The 15,465-nt window shown below is 48.2% G+C and carries 18 protein-coding genes and 1 tRNA gene; 12 read left to right on the top strand and 7 right to left on the bottom strand.

From position 1 onward, the window contains the following. Positions 1-6: 6 nt before the first annotated feature. The 4 genes from smrA to F458_RS0110935 form a co-directional block, all read right to left on the bottom strand. Positions 7-588: a DNA endonuclease SmrA gene (gene smrA / locus F458_RS0110950; protein ID WP_018983466.1), complete on the bottom strand. Its 582-nt coding sequence runs from the start codon at positions 586-588 to the stop codon at positions 7-9. Positions 589-824: 236 nt separating this feature from the next. After that, the gene (locus F458_RS0110945; protein WP_026294627.1) at positions 825-2,066 is read right to left on the bottom strand and encodes a hypothetical protein; all 1,242 of its coding nucleotides are present in this window, start codon (positions 2,064-2,066) and stop codon (positions 825-827) included. Positions 2,067-2,406: 340 nt separating this feature from the next. Continuing rightward, positions 2,407-2,481, bottom strand: a tRNA-Arg gene (locus F458_RS0110940). A gap of 39 nt (positions 2,482-2,520) precedes the next feature. Further along, on the bottom strand, positions 2,521-3,723 hold the full coding sequence (locus tag F458_RS0110935; RefSeq protein ID WP_018983464.1) for a flagellar assembly protein T N-terminal domain-containing protein: 1,203 nt from the start codon (positions 3,721-3,723) through the stop codon (positions 2,521-2,523). A gap of 204 nt (positions 3,724-3,927) precedes the next feature. Here F458_RS0110935 and F458_RS0110930 point away from each other — a divergent pair, with 204 nt between their 5' ends. Further along, a complete protein-coding gene (locus F458_RS0110930) occupies positions 3,928-4,395 on the top strand; it encodes an LPP20 family lipoprotein (protein WP_018983463.1) in 468 nt (155 codons plus the stop codon). Positions 4,396-4,419: 24 nt separating this feature from the next. On the opposite strand, the gene flgN is transcribed toward F458_RS0110930, so the two are convergent. The 3 genes from flgN to flgA form a co-directional block, all read right to left on the bottom strand. Continuing rightward, complete coding sequence (gene flgN / locus F458_RS0110925; RefSeq protein ID WP_018983462.1) at positions 4,420-4,848, bottom strand: flagellar export chaperone FlgN; 429 nt, start codon at positions 4,846-4,848, stop codon at positions 4,420-4,422. A gap of 10 nt (positions 4,849-4,858) precedes the next feature. After that, positions 4,859-5,194: a flagellar biosynthesis anti-sigma factor FlgM gene (flgM, locus tag F458_RS0110920; RefSeq protein ID WP_018983461.1), complete on the bottom strand. Its 336-nt coding sequence runs from the start codon at positions 5,192-5,194 to the stop codon at positions 4,859-4,861. Between the two features lie 97 nt (positions 5,195-5,291). Continuing rightward, positions 5,292-5,999 carry a flagellar basal body P-ring formation chaperone FlgA gene (flgA, locus tag F458_RS0110915; RefSeq protein WP_018983460.1) on the bottom strand — a complete coding sequence of 236 codons (708 nt, stop codon included), beginning with the start codon at positions 5,997-5,999 and terminating at the stop codon, positions 5,292-5,294. 169 nt (positions 6,000-6,168) lie between these two features. Here flgA and F458_RS0110910 point away from each other — a divergent pair, with 169 nt between their 5' ends. The 11 genes from F458_RS0110910 (at position 6,169) to flgJ (ending at position 15,465) form a co-directional block, all read left to right on the top strand. After that, positions 6,169-7,098 (top strand): chemotaxis protein CheV, encoded by a 930-nt coding sequence (locus F458_RS0110910; protein WP_018983459.1) that lies wholly within the window; start codon positions 6,169-6,171, stop codon positions 7,096-7,098. Positions 7,099-7,113: 15 nt separating this feature from the next. After that, the gene (locus F458_RS0110905; protein ID WP_018983458.1) at positions 7,114-7,947 is read left to right on the top strand and encodes a CheR family methyltransferase; all 834 of its coding nucleotides are present in this window, start codon (positions 7,114-7,116) and stop codon (positions 7,945-7,947) included. Between the two features lie 82 nt (positions 7,948-8,029). After that, the gene (gene flgB, locus F458_RS0110900) at positions 8,030-8,431 is read left to right on the top strand and encodes a flagellar basal body rod protein FlgB (RefSeq protein ID WP_018983457.1); all 402 of its coding nucleotides are present in this window, start codon (positions 8,030-8,032) and stop codon (positions 8,429-8,431) included. Beyond that, positions 8,431-8,853 (top strand): flagellar basal body rod protein FlgC, encoded by a 423-nt coding sequence (flgC, locus tag F458_RS0110895; RefSeq protein WP_018983456.1) that lies wholly within the window; start codon positions 8,431-8,433, stop codon positions 8,851-8,853. Before flgB ends, flgC begins: the two co-directional genes overlap by 1 nt. A 22-nt stretch (positions 8,854-8,875) precedes the next feature. Beyond that, a complete protein-coding gene (locus tag F458_RS0110890; RefSeq protein WP_018983455.1) occupies positions 8,876-9,562 on the top strand; it encodes a flagellar hook assembly protein FlgD in 687 nt (228 codons plus the stop codon). Between the two features lie 15 nt (positions 9,563-9,577). Beyond that, positions 9,578-10,963, top strand: a complete 1,386-nt coding sequence (flgE, locus tag F458_RS0110885; RefSeq protein WP_018983454.1) for a flagellar hook protein FlgE — start codon at positions 9,578-9,580, stop codon at positions 10,961-10,963. Between the two features lie 132 nt (positions 10,964-11,095). Beyond that, positions 11,096-11,839 carry a flagellar basal body rod protein FlgF gene (locus F458_RS0110880; protein ID WP_018983453.1) on the top strand — a complete coding sequence of 248 codons (744 nt, stop codon included), beginning with the start codon at positions 11,096-11,098 and terminating at the stop codon, positions 11,837-11,839. 55 nt (positions 11,840-11,894) lie between these two features. Next, positions 11,895-12,683, top strand: a complete 789-nt coding sequence (gene flgG / locus F458_RS0110875) for a flagellar basal-body rod protein FlgG (protein ID WP_018983452.1) — start codon at positions 11,895-11,897, stop codon at positions 12,681-12,683. An 11-nt stretch (positions 12,684-12,694) separates the two neighbouring features. Next, positions 12,695-13,375, top strand: a complete 681-nt coding sequence (flgH, locus tag F458_RS0110870; RefSeq protein ID WP_018983451.1) for a flagellar basal body L-ring protein FlgH — start codon at positions 12,695-12,697, stop codon at positions 13,373-13,375. Between the two features lie 9 nt (positions 13,376-13,384). After that, positions 13,385-14,497, top strand: a complete 1,113-nt coding sequence (locus tag F458_RS0110865) for a flagellar basal body P-ring protein FlgI (protein ID WP_018983450.1) — start codon at positions 13,385-13,387, stop codon at positions 14,495-14,497. Further along, the gene (flgJ, locus tag F458_RS0110860; RefSeq protein WP_018983449.1) at positions 14,497-15,465 is read left to right on the top strand and encodes a flagellar assembly peptidoglycan hydrolase FlgJ; all 969 of its coding nucleotides are present in this window, start codon (positions 14,497-14,499) and stop codon (positions 15,463-15,465) included. Before F458_RS0110865 ends, flgJ begins: the two co-directional genes overlap by 1 nt.

Genomic DNA, 15,465 nt, shown 5'->3' with positions numbered 1-15,465 from the left:
ATGAAACTATCCTTTTTTGTTTTTCTCTCTGTTGATAATCTTTTGTTCCGGATGTTTTTTGAGCAGCACATAGGTTGCTGCCAGTCCGCCGTGTTGACGCACAGCGGTGTGATAAGCAATCACCTCATCTAACTCATCCAGCCAGTGTTTGACATAGCTTTTTTTTAGCGCGGGGAAGGGTGTGCTGTTTTCTCCCTTACCATGCTGAATCAACATTGCACGAGTGCCATTGTTGTGGCATCTCACAACAGTACTGTAAAAAATCTTCCGACACTCTTTTAATGTTAGTCCTTTCAGGTTAAGACGATATTCAATCGCATATTTCCCCAGCCGGAGATTTTTAAATACACCATCCTGGATACCTGGCTGCTGATAGCTGATAAAGTCGTCAGGTGCGACGGGCTTAACCCCTTCCATGCTCAGCGGATTATAGGAGGCAGACTGGGTGGTGACCTGACGGGCCCGGGCACGTTTTTCTCTGATTTGCTGTTCGGGCGAATTCAATTGAACCCTATCATCCGCGCTGATAGGTCTGACGCCTTCCATCTCTTTAAAAAACGAATCGATTTCATCGTCGTGGTTTTGCATACTAACCTCTTGCCTAACGACTGACTTTAACCAATTACGTGTCAGGTTTTGAGGCAGTTCATTAGGTTTTTATGGTATCAGCCAAAGGGTGTAATATCTTGAAGCTTTGTACTTGTGTAAAATACGGCCAGGCTTCTGGACCCGGTACCGTCAGCTAATGTAGATATGGGGTGGAAGAAGAAAATTGCAATAAAGGAAACAGTAAAGCGCCTCGTTAAACGAGACGCTATCTGCCATTAAGCGCCCAGTTTTTGGATGGGCTCTATATCGGTCTTGTTGTTTTTAATAAAGTCAGCAACATCAGGAATTTCCTCATGACTGAACCCAAGTTGTGCCTTAATAGAAACCTTTCCATTCGGATGTTCTGTAAGCACAAACTGGTTTACCCCCAACATTCTTGAGAACAGAGTATGTACACGTTCGTTGTTGATATCTACTACCTTCACTTTGGTCGAGGTACGATAAAAAGCAAGCGGGCCATCCGGTGTATTTATCCAGCTGATCGACCAATAATAGTGGCTGTAATTTGGCAAGCCCAGTTTAGTATATAAAGACTCTTCAAAATCGACGTCAGAACACTTATTCACATAGTCATTCTGTCGCTCACACCCTGAGTACTCGGCGATATTCTTGCCTTTGACATTAACGTCCAGGGGCACAGGTCTGGCTTTATCCAAATTAACCAGAACATAGTGATCAACCTGATTCAGCCCAAGGGTATTGCCCAGATCGGAAAAGGAATCCATCAGGCCGCCCACTTTATCATTTTCCTGGCGCGCGTCTTTTTCCAGCAAAATGTAACCTGTAGAGGCGGCATCGCCATTTTGATACTGCGCAATATGGTAGCCGTCCAGTAAATTAATATCTGGAGCACGTTCTTTTCCAATCACATAGCGAAATGCAGAACCAGCGCGACCAACAATAAAGCCATCCGATGTTGGAATGACCGTACTACCTGTGAACGTACGACCGGTTACAGTGCGAACCTTAAACGACGCCCCCCGTTTATAGACGGTGGCTATCTTCATTGGTGCTTTCTCTGAATTGGCTTTATGATATTTCAGGCCGAAGGAACCATCGAAGTTTTTGATCGAGTAGGTAAATTCACCGGTAAGCTTATTACCGCCAAAATTAGCAACGCTACCTTCGTAGTCATTGAAAATTTCACCGTTGATAGAAATACCATCTTTCTTACGGAAGAAAACTGCGGGGCCTCCCGTGGCATCAATCTCATGTTTTTTGGCCAGTAGTTCAACTTCAGATATAACCGGTTCAGGGGCGGGCTGGGGCGCTTGCTGTTGCTGAGGCATATTTCGGCCAAGCAGTGCCTGGGCGCCACCAAGTTCCTGCACTTTGCCTAAAAGTGCTTGTTGCATTTTGTTCATCATTGCTGTTTCTTCTGGGGTGGGTGGTGTTGAACCACAGCCAGTGAGCAAGGTTGTTGCAATCGATAGGCAGAGGAATGTTTTTTTATTCATTGTAATCTCTTACTACAGTGGATTAGCGCTAAACCTACTGGGTTAAGCGGGTAATGTGCACGCCATGCAAAGCTAAAAAGGACAACATAAGCGTGAATTTACTGTGCAAGAGCAAGTTGTCACATCCTGTGAAAAGCCATCCTTTATTAGAATATTATTGCTGGCTAACAACGCGAAGTAATATATATGAAATAAAATATAATAACAATCTGCAGGCCAGCAGTAAGTCCAACGCGGTACTGGGAAGACAGGAATCCATTCGCTTAACGTGGGAGTCGACTGGTGAGCCAGGTTAAGCGATTTTTCTACGCAAAGCTGCGGTGGGTAAAGAATGCAGAAATGGCGTCCCCAGCTGGAATCGAACCAACATCTAAGCCTTAGGAGGGCCTTGTTTTATCCATTAAACTATGGGGACGAGCAGGCATTATAACGTTTCAGTTAGTAAACTGAACCCTTAACGCTTTGCAACAAAATCATTCGGCTGAATATTCATCAAAATACCATCATCTTTGGCCTCTACGGTGGCTGATTCAGCATAAGCTGCTTTGACCGTCACTCGGGTGGGGTAGACATTGTACTGAAGGAAGGTATCACCGGAAGGGCTGTGTACCTGTTTAGTCTGATACAAAAATAACTCGTCGCCCACCTGAAGACCATGGGAACGACCAATGGACACTTCAAGCGTATTTCCCGCAACCTCCAAGACCCGGCCAGTAGCAGGCTGGCAAGCCAGTTTCGCCGCCATATCCTGTGTGATGTTCTGCAGCGTCTGAAGGACAGTTTCACCGTAGGAGGATTGCCAGAAATGCGCGCCGGTGGCGTCGATATCTGCAAAACGATCGAATGACCAGGGCGCCTGTGTCTGATAGGTTTGCTGCATTAAGGTTCCGCCATGGACGCCATCAATTAACGCGATATTCAGGGCAAAATGGCGCTGCGTCTGTTCCCCTTTCCAGAAAGAAAATATAGGGGCTGGCTCGCGAACCAGACTCAAGTCGGTAATGGTGCCTGCGATGACATACTGAGTGCGACTTTGTCTGGCCAGGGCAGGTGCCTGACGGCGCAAGTCCTGTCGACGCCAGTCGATAGGATAGTCTGCAATCTGTGAAATAGCAGCAGCATCAGTATGAGAGGCCAGCGCAGCCTGCAATTTTCTTGGAATTACAGCAGTAAGTTCGTGAATCTGCCCATCTTGCGCCTGTGCTGGAGAAGCAATAATAAATTCAGTGGTAGCAATGGTTTTTAAAAAACCGGCGGCCTCACAGGCGGAGGGTTTAGGAAAAATATCTGCCCGTACGCCTACAGTTACATAATCGTCCCGCCAGACTTCATCAATCAGCTCAACGTTCTTAACTTCTGCATTTGCAGTGACAGTCAGCTGTTCATTTTTTAAAAGTCCGTTGGCCAGAGTCTGAACACTTTGTACCGAGGCGCCAGAGAATAACATCGCTTGTCGCAACGCTTCGCGGATTGCCTTTTGTCGGGCCTGTTCCTTATCACCATTTACGACTAGTGCCTGCCCCTGTGCTTCAAACCAGGCGGCAGAAACCTGCCACGGTAAGAACAGCGCGGCCATTACCACACCTAATAGCCAGTGCTGAAGAAATGAACGTTTTACGAAAAATGAAGGGCCAGTTATTTGAAAAAGCTTTTCCATAGAGTGTCTGAAAACCGTCGCTATTAGCTAAATTGGGTGAGGTATACAGGCATTAGCATTTTCTATTCCAGTTTAGAAACTAACGTAGCCGGCCTTCTACTATGCATATCAGGAACGATACTTGCTATTACCTGCTGGTAAAATAAACCTTTTCTCATTAGGTTGTCGGATTTTTGTCGTCACTTAATTTACCACAGGTTATATATGAAGAAGTCATTAATAAGTTGCGCAGCGGTGGCGCTGTCCTTCAGCCTGACAGGCTGTACCTCTATGTTCAACAAGCATGTAGAGTGGGAGGTTATTGAACCTGAGAACTATCCGGTGCTCACTGCCGTTGGGTATGCGCCGGTGACATCCCAGCAGGGTCAGACAGATGCGCAGCGAACTATGATGGCTATGCGTGCCTCTAAGCTTGATGCGTACAGGGAGCTCACCGAGCAGGTGTATGGTCAGCAAATTGACGGTGAACAGACGCTGGCAAATATGGTTGTGACAAATAGTCAGTTAAAAAGCTCGGTGGAAGGGGTTATTCGTGGCGCTAAAGTGGTAAAAGCCTATCCGGTGGGAGAAGATACTTATGTGACTGAGCTGGCGCTGGATATGCAAAGGGTTTACGATCTTTACTTATCGACTGCGAAGCCGCAACGCATCAAAAATGTTACGTACTACTAAAATCACCGACATTGCTGATAGTGCTCAGGCGCTAATTCCTGAGCCTAACTTGCCACCTGAGGGCTTGCCTTTCTTGTCGTAAGTCAACGATTCTTTAGCGCGAACTTCAAGCATCAGGTTTCGCAGGTGGGTTAATCGCAACTGACCCTGCTCAACCGCTTTCTGGTTGATTTGGGTCAGATACTGACACTGCTCCAGAGATTTTTGCGCTTTGTCCAAACGCTCCTGAACATCGTCGGGGCGCTCTTCTGCTGACAGCTGAGCGTGGTAGTGGTGCTTAATCTCGCTGTCAATTGACTGAATGCTATCTAAGGCTCGCTCTTTTTCGGTCAGCAAAGCCATTAATTCTTCGGCATTTCTGGAGCTGATTAAATGCAGTTCTTTATCCAGAAGGATGGCCAAATTTTCCAGGTGGGCAATTTGTGAATCCAACATCGATGGTAATGACTGCATAGTTTCTACCTTATGATTTTATCCCGAAAACCTGCGCTTCAAGGCGAGAGATTTTTCGTGCCAGTGATTCCGGGTCTACGCGATAGTCGCCCGTTTCAATGGCTCTTTTCAATTTGTCCACTTTGTCCTGATCTACAGGGGCCTCAGCACTTTTTTTCTGCACTTGAGCTAATTGTTGAGCAGACTGTGTCAACGACACAGAATCCTGCCGTGCCGGCTTGTCTCCAGCCTGTGATTTAGCCGCTTCCTGCTGGGCAGCTGTCTGGTTCTGCAACTGCTGAGACATCTTAGTATTATCTAACGGCGCTTTAGGAACGCCGTTGTTGTTTACATTGTTAATAGCCATAATTTTTTCCACTACCTACAAACACCATATTGGTGTTATCGGCAGTACCAACAGGTTCTTTAATTCTATTTATGATATATTTTCATACGGTTGTTTATTACAAACGAACCACAACTTTTTCAGTGCTGGCAACTTCAGCGACCACAGTTTTATTGGAACTGGCATTCACCACGGTAATTGTATCGCCGATAACGCCATCTTGCTGGGCAATGCCCGACGTCTTTACCTGCATGCCACCCACTTCAGCACTTATTGTAATCCTATCGCCTTCACATACAAAGCATAACATATTTGATTGCACAGGTTGACCCTGCCGCACGCGACGCTTGATACGGGCGCCAATGAGTTTATTTACCTCGTGGTACGCGGTGTGACGTAAACGGTTTGTCTCTACCTGCATCACTGTCAGATTAGCCGGGCTGAGCACGGTGCCCGGACTGAGCATACCTGCTGTCACCACGACCGGCTGTGTTTTCTGAATTTGCGCATTGGCAAACAAATACCATTGATTGTTATTACAACTCACCCGCACGGAAACATAGGACTGGGACAATGCCTGATTATCGGCGAAATATTCAAATCCCTGAGGGCAATCTGGTACCTTAATGCGATTATCAATATCATTAACTTCAACATGAATATTCTGGCCGTTGGTTTTATCTTCCAATTGCCCTTCGAGATAAGTTTTCACACCTTGCTGGATTTGGGCATGATTACTGCTATCTTTTGTCTGGGATGATGCCGCCATGCTTATAAACAGTCCGGTAGCTAACAACAAAATTTTACTGGCTTTTTTGATAATCATAACGGTATGTTCACTTTTTGTATTCGTTCCGGCTTAATTTGTCTATTATGAAAGCTTCAATCGTTGGTACAAACCTGTACATCGTCACTTTTTTGGCGATTTTAATGTGCAGCAGGGTGTGGCAATCTTAAACGCAATGTTCGTGCCCGATTTATTTTAGAGGTGATGTATGTCAGGTATTCTCGACTCCGTTAATCAGCGCACTCAGTTGGTAGGTCAAAACCGCCTGGAGTTGCTGCTGTTTCGTTTAAATGGCCGCCAGCGGTTTGGTATTAATGTTTTTAAAGTGCGCGAGGTATTGCAGTGCCCGCCGCTTACCTCCATTCCTAAACTCAATTCTCTGGTTCGCGGCGTCGCCCATATTCGGGGGCAAACTATCTCTGTTATCGACTTAAGTATGGCCACGGGAGGCAAACGCATAGAAAACCTTGATAATGCGTTTATAGTCATTGCTGAATATAATCGTTCTGTTCAGGGGTTCCTCGTAGGTGCTGTTGAGCGGATCATCAATACCAACTGGGATGCTATAATGCCGCCGCCCAAAGGCACCGGACGCGCCAGTTATCTTACCGCGGTAACTGAAATAGAAAATGAGCTCATTGAAATTTTAGATGTAGAAAAAATTCTCAATGAAATCTCTCCTTTAGGTACAGATGTCAGCGACGAAGTCGCCGCTACGCTGACCACCGAGGGCAGCGAAGGTAAAATCATTTTTATTGCTGACGATTCTTCGGTCGCCAGGAGTCAGGTTAAGAAAGCACTGACGACACTTGGTCTGGAGATAGAACTGGCAAAAAACGGCATGGAAGCATTGCGACGTTTAAAAGTGCTGGCAGAAGAAACCGGCGATGTTACCGATAAAGTCGGCGTGCTGGTCTCCGATATTGAGATGCCCGAAATGGATGGATATACCCTGACTGCCGAAATTAAAAATTCGCCAGAATTGCAGAATCTTCATGTGGTTCTGCACACGTCGCTTAGTGGTGTATTTAACGAGGCGATGGTGAAAAAAGTCGGCGCTGATGACTTTATCGCAAAGTTTCACCCCGATGAGCTGGCAACCGCTGTCCAGCGCTGGCTGGTAAATACGGATAAGTAATGGAGCGGTGTTCGCTTGAAAAATAAAGAGGTATCGCTGCAGTGCTACGAGCAGTTTAGCGCGTTTCTCGAAAAACAGTGCGGCATCGTGTTAGGAACGAATAAGCAGTATCTGGTGCGAAGCCGCCTCTCGCCGCTACTTTATCAACATCCTTATGATCAAATCGACGATCTTATCCGTGCAGTGCTGGCTCATCGTGATCGTGGGCTGTTGCAAGATGTTATTGATGCGATGACCACTAACGAAACTCTCTGGTTTCGGGATACGTACCCTTTTGAGCTTTTAAAAACGCATTTATTGCCGCAACTTAAATCAGCCAAACGCCGCATCCGAATCTGGAGTGCGGCCTGCTCTTCAGGCCAGGAACCGTACTCCATCGCGATGACTCTGATGGAGTACAAGCGTCAGCATCCTGGCGCGTTACCTCATGGCGCTGAAATCGTGGCTACTGATTTGTCCTCCTCCATGCTGGCAAAATGCCAGGAGGGGATTTACGATGAATTATCGCTTGCACGGGGTTTATCACCCGAACGCCGGCAACGTTTTTTTAGTAATCACGCCAGTGGTATGATGCAAATTAATCAGGATATTCGGGCCATGGTTTCATTCCGCTCAATTAACCTGCTGCACTCATATGCCGGCCTGGGGCGCTTTGATATTGTATTTTGTCGTAATGTGCTGATTTATTTCGCCCCCCTTGTTAAACAACAAATACTGCAACAAATTGCCGCTCAATTGCAGCCAGGCGGCATGCTTTTCCTCGGCGCTTCTGAATCTATTGGTAATGCCGGTGAACATTTCACTATGCATCGCTGCCAGCCAGGCCTCTACTACCAGCGCAAAGACTAAACTATCCCGATAAAATGAAGTGTCAAAAAATATTTGGCACTTCACTTGCAAAGCACTCCTGTGCAAATGAGGAGTGTCATTTATGGCAATAAATCTGGATAAACTTGTCGGTTTCCACCAGCGAGCAGTCAATATACGCGAAGACCGTATGGAAGTGATTGCCGGTAATCTAGCTAACGCAAATACGCCAGGCTACAAAGCGAAAGATATCGACTTTAACAAAGCTATGTCGTCAGCCCGGGAGCATCAGCAAGGCACAATGACCCGAACCAGCGATAAACATTTCGCCGGAAAAATGACAGCCAGTCAGTTTGATATGCAATACCGAATACCCAATCAGCCAGATACCGGTGATGGTAATACGGTAGAGGTGCAGACAGAAAGAAATGCGTTTTTGGAAAACGGCATGCGCTACCAGGCCTCCTTACAGTTTCTGGACGGTAAATTAAAAGGCATGAAAAAAGCGCTTAGCGGAGGCCAGTAATGAGTCTATTTAATGTAATGAATATCTCCAGCACCGGAATGGAAGCGGAGAATGTAAGGTTGAACACTACTGCCAGTAACATTGCTAACGCCAATACCGTTAGCAGCAGTTACGGTGAAACCTATAAAGCGCGTCATCCTGTATTTGCAGCAGAATTGCAGCGCGCGACAGATAATCAGACCAAGGGAATGGGTGTACAGGTGAAGGGGATCGTTGAAAGTGATGCGCCTTTGAATGTTGAGTATGCACCCAACAACCCGATGGCTGATGAAAAAGGCTACATCTACAAGCCCAACGTGAATGTGGTGGAAGAGATGGCGAATATGCTCTCTGCTTCTAAAGGTTACGAGACAAATGTACAGGTCGCGGATACCACCAAACGGTTATTCCGTCGTGTATTGCAGCTTGGCCAGGGGCAATAGGTTCAGGTAAAGGAAAGCACGCGTGAATACAGTAGATAACAAAGGCCTGATCAATGATCTGTACTGGCAGGAAGAAAAGAAGCCAGTCGCTGATGGCAGTGAACAGAAATTATCGCAGGAAGATTTTTTCTCGTTGCTGACGGAGCAGCTTGCTCATCAGGATCCCAGTAAGCCGGTCGACAACGATCAGATGGTTTCTCAGATGACGTCGTTTTCAATGGCTGAGGGCATCACTGACTTAAACAGTAAGTTTAAAGATTTTGCGGCTTCGATGACCTCTAATCAGGCGTTGCAGGCTTCCAGTCTTATTGGCCAGAATGTCTTGGTAGAAAGTAATATCGGCTATATGGGGCAGGCTGGCTCAGGGTTCTCCGGCGTGGTAGTCAACGATGAGACGGTTCAGGACATGAAAATCACCATAAAAAATGCTAATGGTGAAATCGTCAAATCCATTGATGCGGGTACCCAGGGTGCTGGCAATGTTCAGTTCGCCTGGGATGGTACCGACCAGCAGGGCAACGCTATGCCGCCAGGACAATATGTGGTTAGTGCATCAGGCCAGGCGCGTGGTGAAGGGGTTGCAATTCCTACGGCAATGAATCGTCATGTAGGTAGTGTCAGTATGGCCGGTAGCGGTCAGGGCGTAATTTTGAATTTGGATGGCGATGTCAGTATCAATCTGGATGATGTCATCCAAATCAGTAGTTAGCAGGAGAAGTAAAAAATGTCTTTTAACATTGCACTAAGTGGCGTATCCGCTGCGCAAAAAGATTTGGATGTCACTTCAAATAACATTGCCAACGTCAACACCGTTGGTTTTAAAGAGTCTCGGGCAGAGTTTGGTGATGTTTACGCCTCCTCGCTGCTGGCAGGTAGTAAAACCAAAGTGGGTGATGGTGTACTGACACAACAGGTCGCACAGCAATTTTCCCAGGGAAGTCTGCAATTTACCAATACTGCGCTGGATCTTGCGATTACCGGTAACGGTTTTTTCGCAACGGTCCCTGAAATCAATTCACGGGACTTTTCATTCACGCGTTCAGGGCAGTTCAAGCTGGATGAAGATAATTTTGTAGTGAACAGCAACGGTGACAACCTGCTGGGTTTTCCGGTCAACAAAGATGGCACCAGCGCCTCTGTAGCATTGAGCACTACTGAGCCTGTGCGTATTCCTGACTCTTCGGGATCTCCTCAGGCCACCAGAGAAGTCGATATCCGAATGAATCTGCCAGCCAATGAACAAGGCAAGGATCCGGCTAAATTTGACCCGGATGACCCGCTCACTTACAACGCTGCCACCTCAGTCACGACCTATGACTCGCTGGGTGACAGCCATGTGATGACTTACTATTACATCAAAGACAATACCCCTGGTGTTGATAATGAGTGGTATGTAGCCACCTCTGTGGATGGTCAGATGGTAGATGTGGTTAACTCAGATGGCACTGATGCCGACCCAACGACCGCGGCCAACACTGTCGGTGCGGATACGGGTAATCATACTACTGCGGCACGCATGAAATTCAGTGCCGGCGGGGATTTTATCGGTATTGAGTCTGCTGACGGTAACCCCCAGCCAAACTCTAAAATCCAGACCGAGGCTTTAGGAGATACGATTCTTAGCAACGGTTCAGACGCAAGTCAACAAATTACAGTAGATTTTAACCTGGATGAAAACAATGCTACGCCTAATGAGCCGACACAGTTTGCTTCCAGCTTCGAAGTAACGTCACTGGAGCAGGACGGATTACCGGTAGGACGTCTTACTGGCATTGATATTGGTGCGGATGGTCTGGTGCGGGCAACATTTTCTAATGGTACTTCCGAACCGATTGTTCGGGTGGCCTTAGCACGCTTTGCCAATGAACAGGGACTGACCCAGGAAAGCAGTACGCAATGGAAGGAAAGCCTGGAGTCTGGTGAAGCACTGGCAGGTGAAGCCACCACCGGCACATTTGGTGAGATAAACTCGTCAGCGCTGGAGCAAGCCAACGTTAATCTGACTACCGAGCTGATTGATTTGATTATCGCCCAGCGTAACTTCCAGGCCAGCTCCAAAGCACTGGAAGCCAATAATCAGCTTAACCAGACAATTTTGAATATTCGTTAATTCCCTTTACTTATTACCAGCCAAAGGCCGCGTCACGCGGCCTTTTTACTAATAGCCTTTCAATTTAAATGCTTTTGGCACTACCTTTGCAAAGTCCTGGGTAACTTAGCATAAAAACGTCAAAAGTCAGTCATGGATAAACTTCTTTATATTGCTGCAAGCGGCGCCAAACAAGACCTCCTGGCTACCGGTATTAAAGCCAATAATCTGGCGAACGCCCAGACCAGCGGGTTCAAAGCACAGTTAGAACAGGCAAGGGCAATGCCGGCCTACGGCGAAGGTTTGCCGACCCGGGTCTTCTCAATGACCGAAAGTCCCTCGAACAATTACGAGGGCGGGGCGATGGTCCAGACCGGACGGGATCTTGACGTTGCGATTCAGGGAAACGGCTGGTTTGCCATGCAGGATCCTGCAGGTAACGAAGCATTGTCCCGGGATGGAAGCTTTCAGCTTGGCCCTGACGGAGTTTTGACGGATATGCACGGCAATATTGCTATGGGCGATAACGGCCCTATCTATCTGCCGGTACCACTGGATAACCTGAATATTGCTTCTGACGGCACGATCTCGGTCCGCCCGGTAGGCGCTCCGGAAACCGTGTCGCAGGAAGTAGGACGTCTCAAGCTGGTCAATCCCGATTTGAAAAGCATTCAGCGTGGTGATGACGGCCTGTTCCGCACCAAAGACGGCAATATCTTAAACGCCGATCCACAGGTTCAGGTGCGCTCGGGTATGGTGGAGGGCTCTAATGTTAACGCCGTCAATGAAATGGTGGATATGATCAGCCTGCAGCGACATTACGAAATGCAGGTAAAAATGATGAAAAAAGCTGACGAGCTGGCAAGCCAGGGCAACATGCTTTTAAGAATACTGTAAACGAATAATATCAAGCCCGGCGGCCGTGTCGCCTTAAGTGCTTCAGGAGTAAAGTATGCATCCAGCATTGTGGATTAGTAAAACCGGTTTAGACGCTGCACAAACCGACGTGTCCGTGGTCTCTAACAACCTCGCCAACGCGTCAACCATCGGTTTCAAAAAAGATCGCGCGGTCTTCGAAGACTTGCTGTACCAGAACATCAATCAGCCTGGTGGCCGTTCCTCTGCGGATACTGAGCGTCCCTCAGGTTTGATGCTTGGTTCAGGTTCAAAAGTTGTTGCTACGCAAAAAGCACACACGCAGGGCAACATTCAAAGCACAGAAAATTCGCTGGATATGTCGATCCAGGGCCGTGGTTATTTTGAGATTCTGCAGCCTGATGGTTCCATTGCCTATACCCGTAACGGCCAGTTTTCTTTAAATGACCAGGGGCAAATTGTCACCGCAGGTGCCGGATTTTTGCTTCAGCCGGAAATTGCAGTTCCCGAAGACGCCCAGCAGATTTCCATTTCTCAGGATGGTGAAGTATCCGCGTCAGTGCGCGGTCAGGCTGAGCCACAGGTGCTTGGGCAAATTAATGTGGCAGACTTTATCAATCCCACCGGATTGCAGCCTACGGGTCAGAATCTCTTTGTGGAAACAGCTTCCAGTGGCGCGCCTATTCAGGGCGTTCCAGGCTTACAGGGCCTGGGGACCATTTCTCAGGGCACGCTGGAGACTTCCAACGTGAATGTCACCGAAGAGCTGGTCAACCTGATTGAAAGCCAGCGTCTTTACGAAATGAACTCTAAGGTTATTTCGTCAGTGGACCAAATGCTTGGTCAGGTTATTCAGCAGCTATAACGAGTAGTATTATGCGTATTTTTGTTGCCGTTTTAAGTGTGTTGGTACTGGCCGGATGCAACAGTACACCGAAGGCTCCGATTCAGGCAAATGATCCCTCATTTGCCCCGGTAGTGCCCAACATCCCCCGTGAGCATATTGTTGAAGATGGTTCACTGTTCAAGCCTTACATGGCTAATAGTCTTTATTCCGATGTCACTGCACGTCGGGTGGGCGATATCATCACGGTTACTTTGCGCGAAAATACCAACGCTACCAAATCTGCCGGCACCACCACATCTAAGGAAACCGGTGTCGATGTTCAGCCTATTATTGGGCTGGGCGGCAACCCGATAAATATCGGCGGAGAAACCATTCAGCTGGGTGTCAACGCCGCCAGCGAGTTCGCCGGCGACGCGCAGGCTAACCAGCGCAACAGTTTATCCGGTGCGATTTCAGTCACCGTCGTGGATGTGTTGCCAAACCAGAATCTGGTTATACGCGGAGAAAAATGGCTGACCCTGAATCAGGGCGATGAATACATCCGTCTGACGGGGATAATTCGTCCGGCCGACATCAGCCCTGAGAACCAAATTGTCTCTACCAAAGTGGCTAACGCGCGCATCCAGTACAGTGGTACCGGCAGTTTTGCCAGAGCTCAGGAAAAAGGCTGGCTCACCCAGTTTTTCGCCTCTGATTACTGGCCCTTTTAAGGAGTTGTCATGAACGTTTTAAAACTTATGGTTGCTCTTATTGCACTGGTTACCGCTGCACAGGTATCAGCACAACGAATTAAAGATGTTGCCAACATTCAGGGCGTACGGTCTAATCAGCTCATTGGTTATGGCCTGGTGGTAGGCTTGCCAGGTACTGGGGAGCAAAGCCCGTTTACCGAACAAAGCTTTCGTACCATGCTGACCAACTTCGGTATCAGCCTTGACCCTAACGTTAAACCTAAAATTAAAAATGTTGCAGCAGTTGCTGTGCATGCTGAGCTACCAGCGTTTACCAAGCCGGGGCAGTCTATTGATGTCACGGTCTCTTCAGTGGGCGAAGCAGCGAGTCTTCAGGGCGGCACGTTGCTGCAAACCTTTTTAAAAGGGGTGGATGGCAACGTTTATGCGGTTGCTCAGGGAAGCCTTGTGGTCAACGGCTTTGGAGCTCAGGGCAATGATGGCTCCAAAATTGTTATCAACACGCCTACCGTGGGTAGAATTCCTAATGGCGCGATGGTCGAAAAAGCCGTACCCAGCGGGTTTGCATCAGGCGATTCGCTTACGCTTAATCTTCATTATCCTGATTTCACCACGGCCAAACGTCTGGCTGATACCATCAATCAGCGCCTTGGCGCTGATCCGGATAAGGGCTACAGTATTGCCACACCGATGGATGCTGCATCTGTGCGGGTGACCGCACCACGGGATCCGGGTCAGCGCGTAGGTTTTTTAGCTGTACTGGAAAATTTTGAATTTGAAGTGGCCGAAGCACCAGCCCGGGTGGTTATCAACAGCCGTACCGGCACCATTGTCATAGGCCAGAATGTGCGGCTGTTACCTGCCGCTATTACCCACGGCGGGCTGACGGTTACCATTGCGGAAAATCAGCAGGTCACCCAGCCCAATGCGCTGGCCGACGGCAATACAGTCGTTACTGCGCAGTCTATTGTGGATGTAGATTTATCCGACAGCCGGATGTTTAAATTTGAGCCCGGCGTCACCTTAGATCAACTTGTCAGAGCGGTTAATGAAGTGGGTGCTGCACCGGGCGACCTCATGGCCATTCTTGAAGCATTACGTCAGGCCGGCGCATTGCGCGGCGAGCTGGTGGTGATCTGATGGATACTCTGCATACCCGCAATCAAATGGAAATGGCGCGTAATGCGCACGATGTTGGCAGCCTGAATACGCTGCGCGAAGCCATCGCCAGCGGTGAAGACCAAAGTGCACTGGAAGAAACGGCGAAACAATTTGAAGCTATTTTTGTTCAGATGATGATGAAGTCCATGCGTAAAGCGCAGGAAGCTATGGCGGATGAAGACAGCCCGTTCAATTCCCAGCAGGTGAAATTTTACCGTGACATGCACGACCAACAACTCGCCGTAGACCTGAGTTCAAATGGCGGGCTGGGGCTGGCGGATATCATTGTGAAACAGCTGGGTCAGAATAACCCTGATTATACCCCCGCCAGTGTCATTCGCGCAGACGCAAACCTGTCGTCGATTAACCGCAACACTATCGAGCAGGTACAGTCAGCACAGGAAAACATGTTATCTGCTGCGCCCACCAAAGCGGCTTCTGCATTTAAAGCGCCGATTGCTGAAGATCAACAGGCGTTTATACAGGCCCTTTATCCTCATGCGCAAAAAGCGGCTGATCAGCTTGGCGGTGATCCCAAAGCTATCATCGCCCAGGCGGCGGTCGAGACTGGGTGGGGCCAATATGTCATTCATGACAGCAACGGTACGCCCTCGTATAATTTATTTGGTATCAAAGCCGACAGAAACTGGCAGGGTAAGCAGGCGATGGTTGACACGCTGGAGTTTTCCAACGGCATGCCGCAAAAACAAAAAGCAGCATTTCGCGCTTACGATTCTATTGGTGATGCAATGCAAGACTATGTGAGCTTCTTGCAGTCCAGCCCGCGCTATGAAAAGGCGGTATCAGAAAGCCAGAACAGTCATGCCTATTTCGAGGCATTACAGCAAGCCGGCTATGCGACCGACCCGGCATATGCAGATAAACTTAAGTCAGTGTACCGTGGCCGGACACTCAATGGCTTTCAGCCTCAAGCTGGTAAAGGATAA

This window comes from Salinimonas chungwhensis DSM 16280 (assembly GCF_000378185.1).
GTDB classification, from domain to species: domain Bacteria; phylum Pseudomonadota; class Gammaproteobacteria; order Enterobacterales; family Alteromonadaceae; genus Alteromonas; species Alteromonas chungwhensis.
Note: the sequence above shows the minus strand (reverse complement) of the source record. Positions and strands in the feature narration are given on the sequence as shown.

What these genes read in the sequence shown, in the direction of transcription:
- smrA (WP_018983466.1), bottom strand. Translation starts at nt 588, where the DNA reads ATGCAAAACCACGACGATGAAATCGATTCGTTTTTTAAAGAGATGGAA.
- F458_RS0110945 (WP_026294627.1), bottom strand. Translation starts at nt 2,066, where the DNA reads ATGAATAAAAAAACATTCCTCTGCCTATCGATTGCAACAACCTTGCTC.
- F458_RS0110935 (WP_018983464.1), bottom strand. Translation starts at nt 3,723, where the DNA reads ATGGAAAAGCTTTTTCAAATAACTGGCCCTTCATTTTTCGTAAAACGT.
- F458_RS0110930 (WP_018983463.1), top strand. Translation starts at nt 3,928, where the DNA reads ATGAAGAAGTCATTAATAAGTTGCGCAGCGGTGGCGCTGTCCTTCAGC.
- flgN (WP_018983462.1), bottom strand. Translation starts at nt 4,848, where the DNA reads ATGCAGTCATTACCATCGATGTTGGATTCACAAATTGCCCACCTGGAA.
- flgM (WP_018983461.1), bottom strand. Translation starts at nt 5,194, where the DNA reads ATGGCTATTAACAATGTAAACAACAACGGCGTTCCTAAAGCGCCGTTA.
- flgA (WP_018983460.1), bottom strand. Translation starts at nt 5,999, where the DNA reads ATGATTATCAAAAAAGCCAGTAAAATTTTGTTGTTAGCTACCGGACTG.
- F458_RS0110910 (WP_018983459.1), top strand. Translation starts at nt 6,169, where the DNA reads ATGTCAGGTATTCTCGACTCCGTTAATCAGCGCACTCAGTTGGTAGGT.
- flgB (WP_018983457.1), top strand. Translation starts at nt 8,030, where the DNA reads ATGGCAATAAATCTGGATAAACTTGTCGGTTTCCACCAGCGAGCAGTC.
- flgC (WP_018983456.1), top strand. Translation starts at nt 8,431, where the DNA reads ATGAGTCTATTTAATGTAATGAATATCTCCAGCACCGGAATGGAAGCG.
- flgE (WP_018983454.1), top strand. Translation starts at nt 9,578, where the DNA reads ATGTCTTTTAACATTGCACTAAGTGGCGTATCCGCTGCGCAAAAAGAT.
- F458_RS0110880 (WP_018983453.1), top strand. Translation starts at nt 11,096, where the DNA reads ATGGATAAACTTCTTTATATTGCTGCAAGCGGCGCCAAACAAGACCTC.
- flgG (WP_018983452.1), top strand. Translation starts at nt 11,895, where the DNA reads ATGCATCCAGCATTGTGGATTAGTAAAACCGGTTTAGACGCTGCACAA.
- flgH (WP_018983451.1), top strand. Translation starts at nt 12,695, where the DNA reads ATGCGTATTTTTGTTGCCGTTTTAAGTGTGTTGGTACTGGCCGGATGC.
- F458_RS0110865 (WP_018983450.1), top strand. Translation starts at nt 13,385, where the DNA reads ATGAACGTTTTAAAACTTATGGTTGCTCTTATTGCACTGGTTACCGCT.
- flgJ (WP_018983449.1), top strand. Translation starts at nt 14,497, where the DNA reads ATGGATACTCTGCATACCCGCAATCAAATGGAAATGGCGCGTAATGCG.